General features: G+C 51.8%; 16 protein-coding genes. 4 read left to right on the top strand and 12 right to left on the bottom strand.

Features of this window, described 5'->3' with window-relative positions; translation table 11 throughout:
* Positions 1-27: 27 nt before the first annotated feature.
* The 11 genes from AAC007_RS00240 to AAC007_RS00290 form a co-directional block, all read right to left on the bottom strand.
* Positions 28-2,826 (bottom strand): response regulator, encoded by a 2,799-nt coding sequence (locus AAC007_RS00240; protein ID WP_339673843.1) that lies wholly within the window; start codon positions 2,824-2,826, stop codon positions 28-30.
* Positions 2,777-4,054 carry a phosphoribosylamine--glycine ligase gene (gene purD / locus AAC007_RS00245; RefSeq protein ID WP_339673845.1) on the bottom strand — a complete coding sequence of 426 codons (1,278 nt, stop codon included), beginning with the start codon at positions 4,052-4,054 and terminating at the stop codon, positions 2,777-2,779. Before purD ends, AAC007_RS00240 begins: the two co-directional genes overlap by 50 nt.
* 161 nt (positions 4,055-4,215) lie before the next feature.
* Entirely contained in the window at positions 4,216-5,796 is a 1,581-nt protein-coding gene (purH, locus tag AAC007_RS00250) for a bifunctional phosphoribosylaminoimidazolecarboxamide formyltransferase/IMP cyclohydrolase (RefSeq protein WP_295875682.1), read from the bottom strand.
* A gap of 60 nt (positions 5,797-5,856) precedes the next feature.
* Positions 5,857-6,165 (bottom strand): DNA-binding transcriptional regulator Fis, encoded by a 309-nt coding sequence (gene fis, locus AAC007_RS00255; protein WP_219042324.1) that lies wholly within the window; start codon positions 6,163-6,165, stop codon positions 5,857-5,859.
* The gene (gene dusB, locus AAC007_RS00260; RefSeq protein ID WP_339673847.1) at positions 6,162-7,157 is read right to left on the bottom strand and encodes a tRNA dihydrouridine synthase DusB; all 996 of its coding nucleotides are present in this window, start codon (positions 7,155-7,157) and stop codon (positions 6,162-6,164) included. The genes fis and dusB overlap by 4 nt, the downstream gene beginning before the upstream one ends.
* A gap of 117 nt (positions 7,158-7,274) precedes the next feature.
* On the bottom strand, positions 7,275-8,123 hold the full coding sequence (locus AAC007_RS00265; RefSeq protein ID WP_339673849.1) for a zinc-ribbon and DUF3426 domain-containing protein: 849 nt from the start codon (positions 8,121-8,123) through the stop codon (positions 7,275-7,277).
* Positions 8,124-8,140: 17 nt separating this feature from the next.
* On the bottom strand, positions 8,141-9,028 hold the full coding sequence (prmA, locus tag AAC007_RS00270; protein ID WP_339673851.1) for a 50S ribosomal protein L11 methyltransferase: 888 nt from the start codon (positions 9,026-9,028) through the stop codon (positions 8,141-8,143).
* Between the two features lie 94 nt (positions 9,029-9,122).
* Positions 9,123-10,463: an acetyl-CoA carboxylase biotin carboxylase subunit gene (gene accC / locus AAC007_RS00275; RefSeq protein WP_295875671.1), complete on the bottom strand. Its 1,341-nt coding sequence runs from the start codon at positions 10,461-10,463 to the stop codon at positions 9,123-9,125.
* A gap of 61 nt (positions 10,464-10,524) precedes the next feature.
* On the bottom strand, positions 10,525-10,983 hold the full coding sequence (accB, locus tag AAC007_RS00280; protein WP_295875668.1) for an acetyl-CoA carboxylase biotin carboxyl carrier protein: 459 nt from the start codon (positions 10,981-10,983) through the stop codon (positions 10,525-10,527).
* Positions 10,984-11,017: 34 nt separating this feature from the next.
* On the bottom strand, positions 11,018-11,458 hold the full coding sequence (gene aroQ / locus AAC007_RS00285) for a type II 3-dehydroquinate dehydratase (RefSeq protein ID WP_339673853.1): 441 nt from the start codon (positions 11,456-11,458) through the stop codon (positions 11,018-11,020).
* A 174-nt stretch (positions 11,459-11,632) separates the two neighbouring features.
* The gene (locus tag AAC007_RS00290; RefSeq protein WP_296434537.1) at positions 11,633-13,339 is read right to left on the bottom strand and encodes a protein-disulfide reductase DsbD; all 1,707 of its coding nucleotides are present in this window, start codon (positions 13,337-13,339) and stop codon (positions 11,633-11,635) included.
* Positions 13,340-13,526: 187 nt separating this feature from the next.
* On the opposite strand from AAC007_RS00290, the gene AAC007_RS00295 reads away from it, so the two are divergent.
* From AAC007_RS00295 to AAC007_RS00305, 3 genes are read left to right on the top strand one after another with little or no spacing between them, the layout of a single operon-like run.
* Positions 13,527-13,991, top strand: a complete 465-nt coding sequence (locus AAC007_RS00295; RefSeq protein WP_339673856.1) for a copper chaperone PCu(A)C — start codon at positions 13,527-13,529, stop codon at positions 13,989-13,991.
* Positions 13,992-14,035: 44 nt separating this feature from the next.
* A complete protein-coding gene (locus AAC007_RS00300; RefSeq protein ID WP_339674446.1) occupies positions 14,036-15,025 on the top strand; it encodes a DUF2333 family protein in 990 nt (329 codons plus the stop codon).
* Positions 15,026-15,028: 3 nt separating this feature from the next.
* The gene (locus AAC007_RS00305) at positions 15,029-15,616 is read left to right on the top strand and encodes a YajG family lipoprotein (protein ID WP_296434541.1); all 588 of its coding nucleotides are present in this window, start codon (positions 15,029-15,031) and stop codon (positions 15,614-15,616) included.
* A gap of 77 nt (positions 15,617-15,693) precedes the next feature.
* On the opposite strand, the gene AAC007_RS00310 is transcribed toward AAC007_RS00305, so the two are convergent.
* A complete protein-coding gene (locus AAC007_RS00310; protein ID WP_295875652.1) occupies positions 15,694-16,689 on the bottom strand; it encodes an adenosine kinase in 996 nt (331 codons plus the stop codon).
* 163 nt (positions 16,690-16,852) lie between these two features.
* Between AAC007_RS00310 and mrcB the strand changes: the two genes are divergently transcribed.
* Positions 16,853-19,147 carry a penicillin-binding protein 1B gene (gene mrcB / locus AAC007_RS00315; protein WP_295875650.1) on the top strand — a complete coding sequence of 765 codons (2,295 nt, stop codon included), beginning with the start codon at positions 16,853-16,855 and terminating at the stop codon, positions 19,145-19,147.
* Positions 19,148-19,153: the final 6 nt, after the last annotated feature.

The raw sequence follows: 19,153 nt of genomic DNA on the forward strand, positions 1-19,153 counted from the left end.
GCTCTCTAGTGTAACGGAATTGGCTATTTATGACTTGTCTTGCTGGTAGCCAGTCCAGCGTTTGATCGCTTCGGCCATTTCCCAGAGACGAATGGGTTTTACTAAATGCAGGTCCATGCCGGCTCGGAGATAGCTGTCGCGCTGTTCGTCGAGGGCGTTGGCGGTCAAACCGATGATGGGCGTTCGGTCGCGCTCTTCTTCCTTTTCAAATTGACGAATTTGGCGAGTGGCTTCGGCGCCGTCCATGATCGGCATTTCAATATCCATTATCACCACATCAAAGCGCTTGCGCATAAAGGTATTTACCGCTTGCTGGCCATTTTCAACGTGGTGAACGCTAATGCCGAGACTTTTTAGCATGCGGGTAAGTACCTGCGCATTGGTGGGATTGTCTTCAGCAATTAGGCATTGCAAGGCGTTTAAGGTCAGCGCGTCGGTGCGGTATTGGTCCGGTAAATAATTAACGGCGTTGGCGTCAAAATGACACTCTGCAAGTAATGCGCTACGCAGCGCGACGCCGGTAAGCGGCTTGCTTAAAATGCGGCGTATCCCTGCCGCACGCAGCTCATCGCGATCGAATGTGATATTGGCGTGGGCGAGTAGGAGGCCGATAGGTGTGCAGTTTTGTTCTTTGGTTTCGTCAAATACACGCTCCGCTAATTTTAGTCCGCCACCAGGTAGGGTGTGGTCGATGAGAATTATTTCGATGGGTGCATTGAGTAGAGACTGGTTGCGAATTGTGGCAATTGCGGCGTTGTCGCTATTGGCAACAAATACTGACATGCCCCAATTACTGCACTGTTTGGTAACCACCTTGCAGAAGGTTTGATTGCTGTCTACCACGAGCAATCGCTTATTACGTAACAGACCGGTGCGAATGCGCAGGGTACTGTTGTCGCTGTTAGACGGGACGCCAAGTTGCAGAGAGAGGTGCAGGGTGTGCAGGCCGTTGGGTGCTGTTTTTACCGCGGTGCTGCCGTTCATGAGCGCGATGAGCTGCGAAGCAATAGCAAGGCGGGTATTAATGATGCCGCCTTCGCGCGCCGATGAGCCGTTAATAGCCTGTTTTTCTAAAGCGCTAAATGGCTTACCACGATGACTTACTTCAACATTAATCAAACCCTGATTAATATCCGTCGCATACACCTTGAGTAGAATATAGCCTGATTCATAGTGCTCAAAGGCGTTGTTCATAACATGGGACAGCAATTGACGAATACGAGATGGGTCGCCGATGAGTTTTTCGCTTATCTCATGGTCCACATCACAAATCAGTTCTAATGATTGTTCTGCAGCGATATTGCGGAAGCTCGATACGGATTCATCGATAATTTCCGGCAAATTTAATATCACATTGCGTAATTCAATGTCGCTCTCATTGAAGCGAGTTGCTTGGCTGGCTTCTTGGAGTAGCTGCAGTAGTTCGTGTCCTGAGCGCTGCAGGGTGCGAACGTGATCTTCCTGGGTGGTGGTGAGCCTTGTGTCTTGCAGCAATTCTGATACGCCGAGCATGGCGCTCATCGGCGTTCTTATGTCGTGGGTGATTCTGGCGAGAATATCTGTTTTGGCGCGGTTTACGGCACCTAGAATGGCAATGCGTTGTTCATCTTGGGCTTGTTTTTGCTGGCGCAGATAATGTCTGCCGATCAGTAAGGCGGTATGAAAAATGCCGGTCAATGTGGCGAGTGAAATTAAAATAAAGTTAGTACTTGTGGCGGTGATGACCGACAGGCTATAGCTGGCAAAACTTAAGGCCAAAATCAAAACTAATATGGTGCGGGCGACCATGTAATAAAAAATAAGTCGGCTGTATGTCTGCAAAAAGCAGCTTAGTGAAATAATTAAAAGCGTGAGGCAGTTTAATGTGAATACAATATAGATTGTGGCGGCCGCTACTTGGGTATTGCCGATGATACTGAGTGCGACTGCGAGCAGGTCGACAATAATTAGCAGCTTGATGACAGTGGGCCAGCGACCTGGATTGTTTATTGGATATATGGGGAAGCGCAGCGCGTAAACTAAATCGGTAAGGCTGACGCCCAAAATAACAAGAATTAGGGTGTAGCCATCCCAAGGTGGCAGCAAACCCTGTGGTGAACCGATATAGCCCCACGCGACCATTTGCGCAAAAATAATCAGTAGGGCATAGATTGCAGTAGTAAAAAACAGCGTGTCAGTGCGGAGTGAGGCGCTGATTAGACCGAAAATAAATAACAGCCCGAGGGTGCCAAAAAACAGGGCGTTGAGAAATTCCCGTTTACTAACACTGCCTAGGAAGCTGGCGTAGTCGTGTAATGACAGCAATAACTGGCGGTCGCGGGGGTATTCAAGTGCGAGGTAATACGTCTGGGTACTGTGCGGATTTAAAAAGAGAGCAAATAATGTTTCTGCGCGTATCAGCGCCTCTGTTGGCATGGCAGAAATTTGCTGCCCGGATTTGTCAAATAGTTGCGCGGCACTGAGATCCACCGGCGTAATTTGCAGTAGTTGTCGAGCTACTTCGCTGCTGTTGTTACTCAGTGTGAAACGAAACCAGTAGCGGCCAACTTCGCGGGATAAATTGAAATCACCATTTTCAGTTGGCCGAAATTGGCGTTCGACTTCCGGGGTTAAAATATCCGCAATGCGGTAAAGTTTGCCGTTATCTTCAATAATGTCGCTGAAGTCGTCGAGTGAGATTTCCCCCTGATTTTGACTCACTGTTAAGCTTGGCGCTGCGTGCGCGGCAATCGATAGCAGTAACAAGACCGCGCACAGCAGTTGTTTTACCAAGGGTTTATTCTCGGGCAATCGCGCGGTAAGCAATGTCAGTGCGGTAGAAGGCATCTTTCCACTTTATCTGCTCGGCAATCGAATAGGCAAGCTGTTGTGCTGCACTAACCGTATCGCCCATCGCTGTTGCGCAGAGTACTCGACCGCCATTGGTCACTAAGTTGCCGTCTTCAAGTTGGGTGCCAGCGTGGAATACCTTGCCGTTGGCATCACCGGCTGGAATGCCGCTAATCACATCGCCTTTATTATAGGCGCCAGGATAACCCCCCGCCGCCAGGACAACGCCGACGGCGGGGCGAGGGTCCCAATCAGCGTTTGTGGAATCTAATTTACCGTTTAGGGCTGCCAGGCACAGCGCGACAATATCTGATTGCAGGCGCAACATAATGGGCTGAGTTTCCGGGTCGCCAAAGCGGCAGTTGTATTCAATGACCTTGGGGTCGCCATTGGCGTTAATCATTAGGCCGGCATATAGAAATCCGGTATAGCGATTACCCTCGCTGGCCATACCTTCTACTGTCGGTATGATGACTTCATTCATGATGCGTTGGTGAATAGCGGGCGTCACTACTGGCGCGGGTGAGTATGCACCCATGCCGCCGGTGTTTGGCCCCGTGTCGCCGTCGCCAACCCGCTTGTGATCCTGGCTGGTGGCCATGGCCAGAATGTTTTCGCCGTCGACCATCACGATGAAGCTGGCTTCTTCACCTTCTAAAAACTCTTCAATGACCACGCGGCAGCCGGCATCGCCAAAGGCATTGCCCGATAGCATATCGCGCACGGCGTCTTCGGCCTGCGCAAGGGTTTCGGCCACAATGACGCCTTTGCCCGCGGCTAGGCCGTCAGCTTTCACCACGATGGGCGCGCCCTGCTCGCGAAGATAAGCCAGTGCAGGCTCTAGTTCAGTGAAGTTTTGGTAGCTGCCGGTGGGGATGTTGTGGCGGGCAAGAAAATCCTTCGTGAAGGCTTTTGAGCCTTCTAGTTGTGCCGCGCCTTTGGTCGGACCAAAACAGGGAAGCTTGCGCTCATTGAAGTAGTCCACGATGCCCTCAACCAGTGGAGCCTCGGGGCCAACAATGGTGAGTCCCACATTATTCGTCTCTGCAAACTGTGCCAGAGCTGCAAAATCATTTATGGCGATGGCGACATTTTCGACCCCTGAGTCGAGGGCCGTGCCGGCGTTACCTGGGGCAACGTAGACAGTTTCAACTTGGGGTGATTGGGCTGCTTTCCACGCGAGGGCGTGTTCGCGGCCGCCATTGCCGATGATGAGTACATTCATTACGTTGTTGTTCCGTTGGTGCGGGGTTTTTGGTCCGCACGCTGAGTTTGTTTATTTTGGTCGGGTGTCAGAGGTCGGAAGTCTGATGTAAAAGTAGGGCGGCTTTGCCGCCTGCTTTATTTACTTTTTACGTCCGACGCCAGACGTCCAGCGTAAGCCTTTTAATGCCTAAAGTGTCTCATGCCCGTAAAGGCCATCGCGATGCCGTGCTCGTCGGCTGCGGCGATGACTTCGTCGTCGCGAATGGAACCGCCGGGCTGGATGACGCAGCTAATGCCATTGGCGGCGGCATTGTCTAAACCGTCGCGGAAGGGGAAGAAGGCATCAGACGCCATTACCGCACCTTTCACTGTTAAACCGGCGTGCTCAGCTTTGATCGCCGCGATACGCGCAGAGTTAACGCGGCTCATTTGGCCGGCGCCGACGCCGATAGTCTGGCGATTTTTTGCGTAGACGATGGCGTTTGATTTAACGAACTTGGCCACTTTCCACGCAAAGATCATATCGTGAATTTCGCTTTCTTCGGGCTGGCGTTTGGTGACGATCTTCAGATCTGCTTCAGTGATCATGCCTAGGTCGCGGTCTTGCACTAATAGGCCGCCATTCACGCGCTTGTAGTCAAAGGCGGGGTTGTTGGCGCCCCACTGACCGCAGGCGAGCAAACGCAGGTTTTTCTTTTCAGCGACGATGGCAGCGGCTTCATCGCTAACACTTGGCGCGATGATCACCTCGACAAATTGGCGGTCGCAAATGGCTTTGGCGGTGGCCGCATCCAGTTCGCGGTTAAAGGCGATAATACCGCCAAATGCAGATTCAGGATCGGTGGCAAAGGCTAAATCATAGGCTTCGCTAATACCGTTTAATGACACTGCGACGCCGCAGGGGTTGGCGTGTTTAACAATGACGCAGGCAGGTTTTACAAATGACTTCACGCACTCTAGGGCGGCGTCGGTATCGGCGATATTGTTGTATGACAATGCCTTGCCTTGCAACTGAGTCGCGGTGGCCACCGAGGCTTCGCTGGGGTGGCGCTCTACATAGAATGCCGAGTCTTGGTGTGGGTTTTCACCGTAGCGCATGTCTTGCGCTTTGATGAATTGGCTATTAAAAGTGCGCGGGAATTTTTCGGTGCCGCCGGGAACCAAGCGGCCAAAATAATTCGCGATCATACCGTCGTAAGCGGCGGTGTGCTCATAGGCTTTGATCGCCAAGTCAAAGCGCGTGGCGTGCAAGGTGCAGCCGCTGTTAGTGCTCAGCTCGTCGAGTATGGTTTGATAGTCAGTGGCGTTAACTACAATAGCGACATCACGGTGATTTTTGGCCGCAGCGCGAACCATGGTTGGGCCGCCGATATCGATATTCTCAACGGCATCTTCAAGCGTGCAGCCGGGTTTAGATACCGTGGCTTCAAAGGGGTAGAGATTGACGACAACCATGTCGATGGCGTCAATACCGTGCTCGCTCATTACGCCGTCATCAATGCCGCGGCGCCCTAAGATACCGCCATGTACTTTGGGGTGTAGGGTTTTAACGCGGCCGTCCATCATTTCTGGGAAGCCGGTGTAGTCAGAGACTTCAGTTACCGCGATATCATTTTGATTCAGCAGGGCATAGGTACCGCCGGTAGAGAGCAGTTCGACTCCCATTTGTGTGAGTTCGCGGGCAAAATCGACGATGCCTGATTTATCAGAAACACTGATGAGGGCGCGTTTAACGGGGCGGGCCTGGTTGTCTGTAGTCATGCCTTGTGAGTCACCTTGAGTTTAAAAAAACGTCGAACGGGAGCCGTTCAAAATTGGGGCTTACAGTAAGTCGTATTGCTTGAGCTTTTTACGCAATGTGCCGCGGTTTAGGCCTAGCATTTGCGAGGCGCGGGTTTGGTTGTTGCGGGTATAGCGCATCACTTCTTCGAGCAAAGGCGCTTCCACTTCCGACAGCACCATATTGTAGACGTCGCAGACGTCTTGGCCGTCGAGGGTGGCGAGGTAGTTGTTGAGTGCGATCGCGACACTGTCGCGCAGCGTTTTGGCTTTGCTGATGTCATCGTTGGCAGCAGTCGTCGCGGTGGAGGCTTCGGCGACTGGGGCGGTGTCAATGCTGTTTAGGTTCATGCGGCTGCTTCCTGTAGGTTTTGTTCGTGCTGTTCAAAGTAGCGATGTACAGCATCTTGTTGTGCACTGGCTGACTCTAGGCGGTTAAATAAACCGCGAAAACCAGTGTTGGGGTCGAGCTCCTGCAAATACCATGCACAATGTTTACGCGCGATACGCAGTCCATTTTGTTCACCGTAAAAATGGTGAAGGGCGCTGATGTGACTCAACAATACGGTCTTTATTTCTGTCGTTGTTACCTGTTTCGCTAACTCCCCGGTCGCCAAATACGTGTTGATTTCCCGGAACAGCCACGGTTTTCCCTGTGCGCCCCGGCCAATCATGACACCGTCGGCGCCGGTGTAATCTAAAACCTGTTTTGCCTGCTGTGCTGAACAAATATCACCGTTGGCAAACACAGGAATATCGATGGCCTGTTTAATTGCGGCGATGGTGTCGTATTCCGCACTTCCTAAAAACCGGCACTCGCGGGTTCTGCCATGCACTGCCAAAGAGCTTATGCCGCAATCTTGGGCAAGTTTGGCAATGTCGATGCCATTGCGCTGATCCTGTGACCAGCCCGTGCGAATCTTTAATGTCACCGGGACATCTACGGCGGCGACCACGGTGCTTAAAATATCTTTTACTAAATCTGGCTCACGCAACAAGGCCGAACCAGCAGCCCTTTTACAGACTTTCTTTGCGGGGCAGCCCATATTGATATCAATAATATCGGCACCCATGTCTGCGCAGCGTATCGCTGCATCCGCCATCATCAAAGGGTCAGCCCCGGCGATTTGAACCGCACGTGGGCCATTGTCGTCATGGGCTAAGCGCAGATGGCTTTTACGGCTGTCCCACAGCGAGGTGTCGCTAATCAGCATTTCCGACACGGTTAGGCCAGCGCCGAACTCGCGGCACAGGCGGCGAAACGGCAGATCGCTAATGCCCGCCATTGGCGCCAATACGGCACGGGCAGGAAGCTTGTGAGGACCAATCTGGATCATCGCCATGCCCTGTGAAGGGAAATTAACCGTGGGAAAACAGGGCAGCTATGATACTCGTTCAAAGACTTCATCGGAAGTCTTGCGCTCAGAAAATAACCAGTTTTGAGTGTAAAAAAATAGGCTTTACGGCATCAGCTGTAACTGGTAGTTGACTGCCTGTGGGCCGGGGTCAACTATTTCGAGCGCGATGTGCACCGGTTGCTGGCTCGCCAAGCTAGCGCCGGCGCTCAGCTCCCCTGCAAGATACTCGGCAGGTTTAAACGTGCGGCTGGCGACGGTTTGATTGTTGATGTCGCTAAAGCGCAGCTGTAGTTCGGGGAAGCTTGTGCTGGCAGGGCCGCGGTTGACTAGTATGGTGTCGACCATCAAGGCGTTGCTAGTGGTGGGGTGTTTGCGAACTATTAATTTGGTGCTAATAACGTCGGTGACGGCGGAGCTGCGTTGAGTTGGCTTGTCTTCGCACAGTGTTGGGTGCAATGGACATAGTTTGCGCAGTTCGTCACCTATGGGGCTGTTGAACAAGGCGGCTTTTTGCCAGAGGGCTATTTGTACGACGAGAACCAGCAGTGCGACGGTATTGGCAAGCAGCCAAAACCATTGGATCTTGTTTTGGCGCGCTTGGTGGTGCTCAAAGTCGTGGTTGACGGTGCTCAATCCACTGAGAAGGTCTAATTCGGGAGGGGCGCCCCGCAGTGAGCTGTCATCGTTTTCGTCGTCCTCCGCGCTGAGCTCTGTGTTTGCTTTCGGTGCGGGTGCGTCATCTACCTCGTGCTCAGCACTTGGGGTGTCGTCGTCTAGATCTGTGAGTAGTATTGATGCACTGGTGTTGTCGTCAATGCCGCTAAAGATGCTCATGCATACGCTGCACCTAACTAAGCCGTCGGCGAGGAGTAGTTGCTCGGCTTTTACCCGAAAACGAGTCTCGCATTTCGGGCATTGGATACTTTTTGGCGTGATGTTTTCTGCTGGCATCGACGAATTTCTTCACTCTAACTATTGTTTTTATTGCCCGCTATCCTAACCCATTCTTCTTTCGTGGTCAGGGTCAGCTGGCTAAACCAGTGTTGATAACAGGCCATGAGTTCATCTGCTTGGCTTTGTAAAATACCGGATAAACAAATCGCGGCGCCTGCATCTAAGGTGGCGGCTAAGTTAGGTGCTAGCGAAGTTAGCGGCCCCGCTAAGATATTCGCGACCACCATGTCACCCCGCAAACCCGCTGGAATGTTTTGCGGCAGGAAGCATTCTATACGGGCATCGTCGATATTATTGCGGCGAGCGTTGTCACGGGTCGCGAGCAGTGCTTGCGGGTCGTTGTCTACTGCGATGACTTTATCAGCGCCAAGTAATAACGCGGCGATGCCCAAAATGCCGGAGCCGCAGCCGTAGTCGATGACAGTAAGTCCGCTTAAGTCTTGTTGGTCTAGCCACTGCATGCACAGCCAGGTGGTCGGGTGTGTGCCAGTGCCAAAGGCAAGACCGGGGTCGAGTAGCAGGTTCACCGCATTTGGATCTACCGGCTCTCGCCAGCTCGGGCAAATCCACAAGCGCTCGCCGCATTGAATGGGGTGATAGCTATCCATCCACTCTCGTATCCAGTCGCGGTCTTCCAAAATTTCTATGCGAAGTGGGGGCAAGGCTTGGCCGTACTGCCCCTGCAATTCGGCCAGTGCCGCAGTCATATCGGTGTCGGCGGTGAAGAGGCCGGTAACGCGGGTGTGTTGCCAAACCGGTGTTTCGCCGACGCCCGGCTCATACACAGGTTGATCGGCATTGTCTTCCATGGTGACCGCGGCGGCGCCAATTTCTAAGAGCGCGTCTTCCAGTGTAGAAGCGGTGGCTGGGTCGGCGTCGAGTCGCAGTTGTAACCAAGTCATGGAGTGCTCGTGTCGTTGAGAGAAGGTAAGTCTTATCAATAAAAAAGGGGCCTATCCGAAAACAGGCCCCTGATATGTTACAGACTTAGGCTGCTTAGAGCTTAAGTTTTTTCTCTAAATAGTGAATGCTGACGCCGCCTTCTTTGAATGCCGCATCGCGAACTAGGTCGCGGTGCAGGTCAGTGTTGGTGCGAATACCATCAACAACCAGCTCGTCCAACGCATTGCGCATACGGCTTAAGGCGATTTCACGACTGTCACCCCAGGTGATGATTTTAGCAATCATCGAGTCGTAATGAGGTGGCACGGTGTAGCCGCTGTAGAGGTGTGAATCGACCCGTACACCCAGGCCGCCTGGTGGGTGATAGTGTTTTATCAGGCCAGGGCAGGGCATAAATGTTTTAGGGTCTTCAGCGTTGATGCGGCACTCAAAGGCATGGCCTTTGATTTTGATATCGTCTTGGGTGATCGATAACTTCTCGCCGCCGGCAATAAGTAGCTGCTGCCGTATTAAGTCAACACCGGTCACCATTTCACTGACGGGATGCTCAACCTGAATACGGGTGTTCATCTCGATAAAGAAGAATTGACCGTTCTCATAGAGAAACTCGAAGGTGCCCGCGCCGCGGTAGTTGATGGCAATGCAGGCATCAACGCAGGATTTTGCAACTTGATTGCGAATCTCGTCTGGTATGCCGGGGGCTGGTGCTTCTTCAAGTACTTTTTGATGGCGGCGTTGCAGCGAGCAATCGCGGTCACCAAGGTGGATCGCGTTGCCCTGACCATCGGCTAGTACTTGAATTTCGACGTGGCGTGGGTTTTCAAGAAATTTCTCAATGTACACGGTGTCGTCGCCAAAGGCCGCCTTGGCTTCTGACTGGGTAACGTAGACCGCGTTAAGCAGTGCAGCTTCGCTGTGAACAACGCGCATGCCACGGCCACCGCCACCTGCTGCCGCTTTAATAATAACGGGGTAACCAATACGTTTTGCAACGGCCAAGGTGTGCTCGTTGTCTTCAGTAATGGGGCCGTCGGAGCCGGGTACCGTTGGCACGCCCGCTTTTTTCATGGCTTTGATGGCGGAGACTTTGTCACCCATCATGCGAATAATATCGGGGGTAGGGCCGATAAATACAAAGCCGCTTTTTTCCACTTGCTCTGCAAATGCCGCGTTCTCGGCAAGGAAACCGTAGCCGGGGTGGATGGCTACCGCGTCAGTGACTTCAGCGGCACTGATGATGGCTGGGATGTTCAGGTAGCTGGCTGGCGACGGCGCAGGGCCGATACAAACTGACTCATCGGCTAGACGAACATGCATTAGATCGCGGTCAGCACTGGAGTGGACTGCCACGGTCTTAATACCGAGCTCTTTACAAGCGCGAAGAATACGCAATGCAATTTCGCCACGGTTGGCAATGACTACTTTTTTAAGCATTTGGACTCAATCCCTTTTGGGTGCGTTGATCGGACAATTGGCTGTTCCGGGTATACCCGTTTTACACAATAGTGATCAGGGATTGATCGAACTCAACTGGCTCTGCGTCATCGACAAGAATGGCTTCAATCACGCCGGATTTGTCGGCTTCGATCTGGTTCATCATTTTCATTGCTTCAACGATACAGATAACGTCGCCGACTTTGACGTGCTGACCGACTTCAACAAATGCGGGAGAAGACGGTGATGGCGAGCGGTAGAAAGTACCAACCATAGGCGATTTAATAATGTGGCCGTTTGGTTCAGCTGCTTTAGGTGCTTCAGCAGCGGCAGGTGCGGCAACTGGTGCAGCAGCGGGTGCTTGCATCATGGGCTGGCTAATATACTGGGGAACTTGCATACCTTTGGCGGCACTGTTGCGGCTAATGCGAACTGACTCTTCGCCTTCTTTAATTTCTAATTCATCGATGTTCGACTCTTCGAGTAGCTCGATCAATTTTTTTACTTTTCTAATATCCATAGTTGCTCTCTTGAATGGCTTAAGTTTAAAGATGTTATTGGTTTAACTGATCGATCGCTGCTTGAAGTGCGAACTGGTAGCCCTGTGCGCCCAGCCCACAAATAACGCCACGAGCGATGTCAGAAAAATAGGAGTGATGACGAAAACTGTCCCGCGCGTGCACATTGGAAAGATGCACTTCGATAAACGGGATATCGACGGCCAGCAAGGCATCTCGCAGCGCAATGCTGGTGTGAGTGAACGCTGCCGGATTAAAAATAATGAAATTAATGCCCTCTGGCCTAGCAAGGTGAATGCGGTCAATTAATTCGTATTCGGCATTGCTTTGCATGGACTGCAGGTGGTGGCCGCGCTCTTTGGCGCTGAGCTGCAATTGCGCATCGATATCTGCCAGCGTGTCACTGCCGTAAACGCCGGGTTCACGCGTGCCGAGTAAATTCAGATTTGGGCCGTGTAGAACGAGTATAGATGCCATAAGTTGCTGCTTGAATGTGTCATTCAGGGTATAGCGCGATTGTGCCTTATTTGTTTTTTCGAGTCCAACGCATCTCGTGAATTTTTTAAGATAGCGTCCAGTTGTCTGCAAGTTTACAGAAGTTAGCTGGAATTTTGCCGACGCCAGTGTTTTCGGTGCTAACACTGGTGGCGGCTAATCGTATCTGTTTAGCAGCTCGATAATCATCGCGTTGTTTAGTACTTGTGGCAGCATGATTTCCGCGGCACTCGGGTCGGCGGGGTAGTAAATATATAAGGGGATGCCATTGCGTTTATAGTCCGCCAGGAGTGCAGTGATGCCGGGGTCATAGCTTGTCCAGTCAGCGACTAAATAGTGCACATTATGCTGCTCAAATGCCGCGCGAATTTTATCGGTATGAAGCACCAGCTTTTCATTCGCGGCGCAGGTAATGCACCAATCAGCGGTGACATCGAGAAAGACGTTTTGACCATTTTCCCGCAGCCGCTGGATTTCGCTTCTGTCGAAGTTAGCATTTTTTAAATTCGCCGCGTCAGGTTGCTCGGTCAGCTTGATGAAAACCATGGCAACAGCCGCAATGACGATAAGACCGGCTACTAATTTTAGCCCTTTGCCATGCAGCCACACACCAAACGAGATCAACAACCAAGCGGAAAGCGTCGTGATCATGCCGTCCACACCCGCTTGGCGGCCGCTGACCCATAGTAACCAGATGGCGGTCGCGAGCAAGGGAAATGCTAATAGCTGACGCAGGCTAATCATCCAGCTGCCAGATTTGGGCAGGCGCCGCAATCCGGCTGGGAAGAGGGTGAGTAATAGCACGGGCAGCGCCATGCCGATGCCGATAAAGGCAAAGACCAGCAGCGCGACAACTGGTGGCTGACTGGCGGCAAAGCCGACCGCAGTGCCCATAAAGGGAGCGGTGCATGGGCTGGCTACGATGGTGGCGAGTACCCCAGTAAAGAAGCTGCCGCTATAACCGCTTTTTCGACTGAGATCGCTGCCTATATTAGAGAGGTTAGTGCCGAGTTCAAAAAGCCCCAATAGATTGAGTGACAAAGCGAAGAATAAGCAGGCAAGAAGCGCAACAAACCACGGGGTTTGCAATTGAAATCCCCAGCCAATGGCCTGCCCAGCTTGCTGTAAAAAAATGAGGAGCCCAGCGACGGCGATAAAACTGAGCACCACACCGCCACTGTATACTAGTCCGTGTTTTAAGGGGCTACCGTTGTTGGCGTTGGTAAAGCTTAAGACCTTTAAGCCCAGTACTGGAAACACACAGGGCATGAGGTTAAGGATTGCGCCGCCGAGGGCTGCAAAAACAAGGATGAGCCATAGCGCGCTATCCGTGTCGTCGCTTCCTGACAGGGTGATAAATTTAGCTGGGCTGCCGATCAGTGGTTTTTCTATTTCGGTGACGGTTTGTCGCTGGCTGTCGACCGCGTAGTACTGGGTTTGTGGTGGATAGCAGAGGCCCGCATCTGCGCAGCCTTGTGAAGTGACACTGAGCGTGAAGGGCTCAGTGGGAAAATTGTGCAGTGTGATCGTGGTACTGTAGTAATAGACTTCGGTTTCGCCGAAGTTAGGGTCTTGTTTTAGCTTGCCTGCTTCGAGGTCGGCACCGAGCGGTGCTGGCTCGCCGCCGATTGTTGCTTTTAGGGCAAAACGTTCTTTGTATAAATAGTAGCCTTCGGCTGCTGTCCAGCTGATTAGTAATTGATTTTTATTCCACACTAACTGTGATTGATAGGCCTCTTCCACTGGCAAAAATTGTGGGCTGTCATTATCGAAGCCATCGATCGCAGATGTGGAGAAAAAGTCGTTCGCCGCCTGCGTTGTGCCGGCAAGTAGCAAAATAACCAATAATAAAAACTGCTTCATAAATACAATCACTAGGGTTGTGGCGTTATGATACGTTACGGAAACTGTTATTGAGCAGATATTGCTGAATTTAGCTGCATTAGACGGTGGAGTATAACCTTGCTCCCACGTAAGGTGCAGTTTACGACAGCATTTGTGTGTTTTGGTGCTAAAGAGTGGCGCTTAGGAATATGACGAGGAGGGCTTTGTGCTAAAGATTGGGAGGGTAATGCTGGCGGCAGCGGCGCTGGCGCCATTGCTGGCTCATACCCTGGAAATTAACGATGCCTATGTACGCGGTTTACCGCCTACTCAGCGCAATACAGCCGCATTTTTTACCGCGGTAAATACCAGCGACAAGCCCATTGAATTGATGGCGGGTGAATCTGATGCCGCAGAACGTATTGAGATTCACAGTCACCAGCATCGCGATGGCATGATGTTAATGCAGGAGCAAGCATCGGTGACGATTGGCGCCGGAGAGCGCTTTGTGTTTGCTCCTGGCAAATACCACCTCATGTTTATAAACATAACGCGGCCAGTGCGCGATGGTGAGGAAGTCAGTTTCAGTCTTAAAACCAGCAGTGGTCAGGAAGTTACCGTAGTTGCGCCGGTGGTTAGCGTATTAAAAGAGTCAACGGCTACTAAAGAACACTCAGGGATGCACCCATGATTAAGCAAAAAATAGCAGAACTATTTTCGCGAACGAAAGAGGCCATGCAGGACTGGGTGGGTAACGGTGTGTTGTGGCGGGTTGCGGCAATTGTGCTGCCTCTCTATATCTTGTTGGTAATCGTGTTTGGGGTGTACTGGAGCTTTACTCCAGATATGCCAGAGACTCGTTACTTACAGCAGAACTCAAGCCTTGCCGTAGTGGGCACCGCGACTACCTCAGCATTGATAGATGTCAGTGAGTCGCTATTGGATAAGCCCGGCGGATTTTTGAGCAACGATGTGACCCCGCCCGGCATTTTTATGGACGATATGCCGGCTTGGGAGTACGGCGTATTGATTCAGGTGCGTGATTTGAGCCGCGCTATGCGTGAAAGCTTTAGTCGTTCGCAGTCGCAATCTCAAGAAGACAGCGATCTTGCGAAAGCTGAGCCGCGTTTTAACTTCTCGACCAATAGTTGGGCCGTGCCCGCCTCTGAATCTGAATACCGGCAGGGTATTAAATATTTAAAAGCTTACCGCAAACGTTTGAGTGATGCAGATGATCCGCAGGCGCAGTTTTATGCGCGGGCCGACAATTTGCGTTATTGGTTGGCGGGGGTGGAGTCGCGTTTGGGAAGTTTGTCGCAGCGTTTAAGTGCCAGTGTTGGGCGTCCGCGCTTGAATACTGACTTGGCAAATGACCCCAATGCGCGGCAGTCGACACCTACTGTCAGTGAGCAGCGTGTAAAAACACCGTGGCTGCAAATAGACAATGTATTTTACGAGTCGCGCGGCACGGCTTGGGCCTTAATTTGTTTTTTGAAAGCGGTGGAAGTGGATTTTGCTGACGTGCTTGCCAACAAAAATGCGGCGGTAAGTTTGCGACAAATTATTCGCGAGTTAGAGGGAACCCAGCAGTCAATGTTCAGCCCAATGGTATTGAATGGCAGTGGTTTCGGTTTGCTTGCCAATCATTCGCTCGTTATGGCGTCGTATATTACCCGCGCCAACGCCGCGATTACTGACTTACGTGACTTGTTATCCCAAGGATAAAAGATGAGCTATACAACTGTGATGAAAGGATTTGTTTTGGCCACCGCATTGCTGATAACGGCGTGCGCGCAAAGCCCGCAAGCGATTAAAGTCGCGCCTGAATTTCCGGCGCCGACGCAAGCGAATGGTAGTGATAGCCCAGTTCATATTCGAGTTAGTGATAAACGCGTCAATAAAGTACTGGGTAGCCGCGGCGGCATCTATCGGGACACTTCGGTGATCACCTTGGCAAATGATTTGTCCTTGCCTGTCGAGAAGGCCTTATCGTCTTACATGGCAGCAATGGGTTATGACGTTGATAGCTTAAATCCGAATACCACGGACCTACACGTTATCTTTACGTCACTGGTTTACGATCATCCCAAAGAAGGTGGTGTGGGCCACGATATGGATATGCTGGCGACGGTAGAAGTGGAAGCCCGTCGTGGCAATGAGCACTATGAGGGTCGCTACCGAGTTAAGCGGAATCAAAAGTTTTTTAATGCGCCGAGCAATTCGCACAATAGTAAAATGGTGAATGAGCTGGTCGTGGAAGTGCTCAGCAGTATGTTTTCTGATCCAAGATTAGTGGCGTTTTTGCAAAAAAATTAACATTTGCAAACGTCTAGGTACAAAAAAAGGCAGCGCTGGTTTGGTAGCGCTGCCTTTTTTGTGTCGAGTGTGGTGGTTTACGCCATACGAGCCAATAACTCACGATGAAGCGGGCCTGCCAGCCGTGGGCCGTATTGTGACACGACCTCGGCTGCCGCTAGGCTCGCTAATTCACCTGCTTCCTTAAAAGTGTGGCCGTGGGTGATCGCGTAGAGAAAGGCACCGGCAAACATGTCGCCTGCACCGTTAGTGTCAATCGCATTCACCTTGTGGCCGGCAATGCTGTGAAGCTGTTCACCATCAAACACTAATGCGCCTTTGGCGCCGAGGGTAATGGCAAAGGTTTTACCAATCTTTTTAAGGGCAAGGACCGCGTCATCTAGTGATTCGCTTTGTGCCCACCCTAGCGCTTCGGCTTCATTGCAAAAAATCAGATCAACGCCGTCACCTAGCATGTCGGCAAGGCCGTCGCGGAAGAAGCTCACCATGCCGGGATCTGAAAAGCTAAGCGCGGTTTTAACACCATTGCGCTCGGCAATTTGTCGGCCAGCGATCGCCGCGGCGCGGCCGGTGTCAGATGTCACCAGGTAACCTTCTGCGTAGAAGTACTCAGAGTCACTCAGGGCCGCTTCATTCAGTTCGCTGATCGATAGTGTTTCACTGATCCCAAGGTGAGTGTTCATGCTGCGCTCTGCATCGGGGCTGATCAGTACTAGGCATTTACCCGTGACACCGGCGGATTTTTCGCTGCTGAAGTCAGCGTCAACACCGGCGGTTTTTATATCATTCATGAAAAACTCGCCGTGCTCATCGCGGGCAACTTTACATGAATAATAGTTTTTGGCACCAAAGTAAGCTGCGGCGATGATTGAGTTACATGCCGAGCCGCCACTGGCTAAACTAGCATGAACCATATGGCCGCTTAGCTTGTCCAAGAGTTCCTGTTGGCGGGTGGCGTCAACGAGTGTCATCAGGCCTTTTTCAACGCCTAACTCACTCAGGTCTTGGTCGCTGATTTCAATTTCGGTGTCGACAAGCGCAGCGCCAATGCCGTAGAGGTGGTATTTTTTCATCTTATTTGCCAGTTACTTGCGGTAAAGTGCCGCTATTATCCGGTTTGAATACCGATTTGCAATGCGTTAACTGGCGAATACTGGTCAACAGTGCGGTCGTGTATCTGTAAGCACTATGTATAAAGTGTTATGTGTATCAATGAATTTTATCTGGTTGTGATGAATGGCTAAGAAATCCCCTAAGCGCAGTGGCAGTAAGTTTCGGAATATTCCCTGGTTGAGTTTGGGCTTAAAGGTGTCCTTGGTGGGCATCGTCCTGCTGCTTATTTTGTTTGCCTACAGTGACGCGAAAGTGCGCGGCGCATTTGACGCAAAGCGTTATGAGCAACCCGCCAAGGTTTACGCCCGCCCCCTAGTATTGGCGACGGGGGCAATTTTGACTGCCTATGAGCTTGAGTCTGAGCTGGGCGAGCTGGGCTATCGCTCCAGGAAGCTTGTTACCGAGCCGGGAACCTATAATCGGCAGGGTGATCATTTCTCCATCTATTTACGGCCTTTTGACTTTGCCGACGGTGAACGACCCGCGCGCAAAATAGAATTGGACATGGCGGTGACCACGGTTGGGGTGGTGCGCGATACCTTGGGCGAACGAATTGCCGAAGACCAATTAGACCCGATGGTGATTGGCGGTGTGTATCCTGGCCGTCACGAAGATCGGCTTATGCTAAGTATAGCTGAAGTGCCGCAAATGCTAGTCGAAACCTTGGTGCAGGTTGAAGATCAGCATTTTTACAGCCATATCGGTATTTCGCCCCGCAGCATCGCGAGGGCATTTTTGGCCAATATTAAGGCGGGCCGCACGGTGCAGGGCGGTAGTACCCTCACCCAGCAATTGGTGAAAAATACGATTCTCAGCAATGAGCGGAGTTTGTGGCGTAAAGGTAAGGAAGCGATCATGTCGATTCTTACCGAAATGCATTACAGCAAGGATCGAATTTTAGAGGCGTATATCAATGAGGTCTATCTTGGGCAGGAGGGTAACCGCGCGATTCACGGCTTTGGTCTGGCGGCTCGACATTATTTTAACCGACCCTTGGATGAGCTGAATCTTGCGCAAATCTCGATGCTGGTTGGCTTGGTAAAAGGACCCTCATACTACGACCCTTGGCGGCACCCTGAGCGCGCAAAAAACCGTCGTAATATCGTAATGGGCGAGTTGGCTGAGCAGGGTTGGTTAACGCCAGCGCAGTTGGCCGCTTGGCAAAAAGAGCCCTTAGAGCTCGCTAAGTCATCGGCTTTGGATGGCGTTTACCCCGCCTATGTGGATTTAGTGCGCCGTCAACTCAGCCGTGATTACCAAAGCAAAGACTTGCAAAATAGCGGCCTGAGAATTTTCACACCGTTTGATCCGGTTTTACAGCGCCGGGCCGAAAAAGCCACGGTGAAATCCTTAGCACGTTTGGAAGACCGTCAAAAAGATTTGCAAGTTGCGATGGTGGTCACACGGGTGAATAGCGGCGATGTCGTTGCGGTGATTGGTGGCAAACGCCCGCGCTATGCCGGCTTTAATCGCGCACTCGACGCCTTGCGGCCAATCGGCTCACTGGCAAAGCCCGCGGTATTTTTAGCCGCGTTTAATCAACCGCGCTATTATAGTTTGCTGACCCGTGTATCCGATGAGCCAGTTTCTATTCCCAATGCCAATGGCTCACTTTGGAAGCCATCTAACTACGATCGTAAGTCCCACGGCAATGTGCCTTTACACACGGCATTGGCGCACTCATACAACCTAGCGACGGCGCGTTTGGGAATGGATGTGGGATTAGATAAGGTGATGGATATGTTCCAGCGCTTGGGTATTCAGCGACCCTTGTTACAAGTGCCGTCGATGTTGCTGGGGGCAGCGGAATTAGCCCCTATCGAGGTGGCGGCGATGTACCAGACTATTGCCGCTGACGGCAAATACACGCCGCTGCGTACTATTTATGCGATTACCGATAGCGACGGTAAATTATTAGCGCGCTATCCGCAAAAACCCAAGCAGGTTGTTAACCCCGCTGCCGTGCATGTATTGCAGTATGCGATGCTGGAAACCGTGCGCGAAGGCACCGGTAAAGGTGTCTACAATGTACTGCCCAAGGATTACCGGGTGGCGGGAAAAACGGGCACCAGTAATGATACACGCGACTCATGGTTTGCGGGCTTTGCCGGCGATTATATGGCGGTGGTGTGGATGGGCTTGGACAATAATGCGTCGTCTGGCTTAACGGGCGCCAGTGGCGCATTGACTGTGTGGCGACAATTTATGGCCGAGGCGAGTACCGAGCAAATGCCGTTTTCGCAGGTGGCCGGTGTGGAGTATCAATGGGTCGACGGCGAATCTGGAAAGCTGACTCAGTCCTGGTGTCAGGGCGCGCGCTATATGCCCTTTATGAGCGGCAGCGCGCCAACAGAAAACGGCGGCTGCGCACCAGATGGCGAGAAAATGTGGCAGTGGTTCAAGGGCGTGTTTGATTAGCCCTTG

It is taken from the genome of uncultured Zhongshania sp., from assembly GCF_963975605.1.
In the GTDB taxonomy this organism is placed as follows: Bacteria; Pseudomonadota; Gammaproteobacteria; order Pseudomonadales; family Spongiibacteraceae; genus Spongiibacter; species Spongiibacter aquimaris.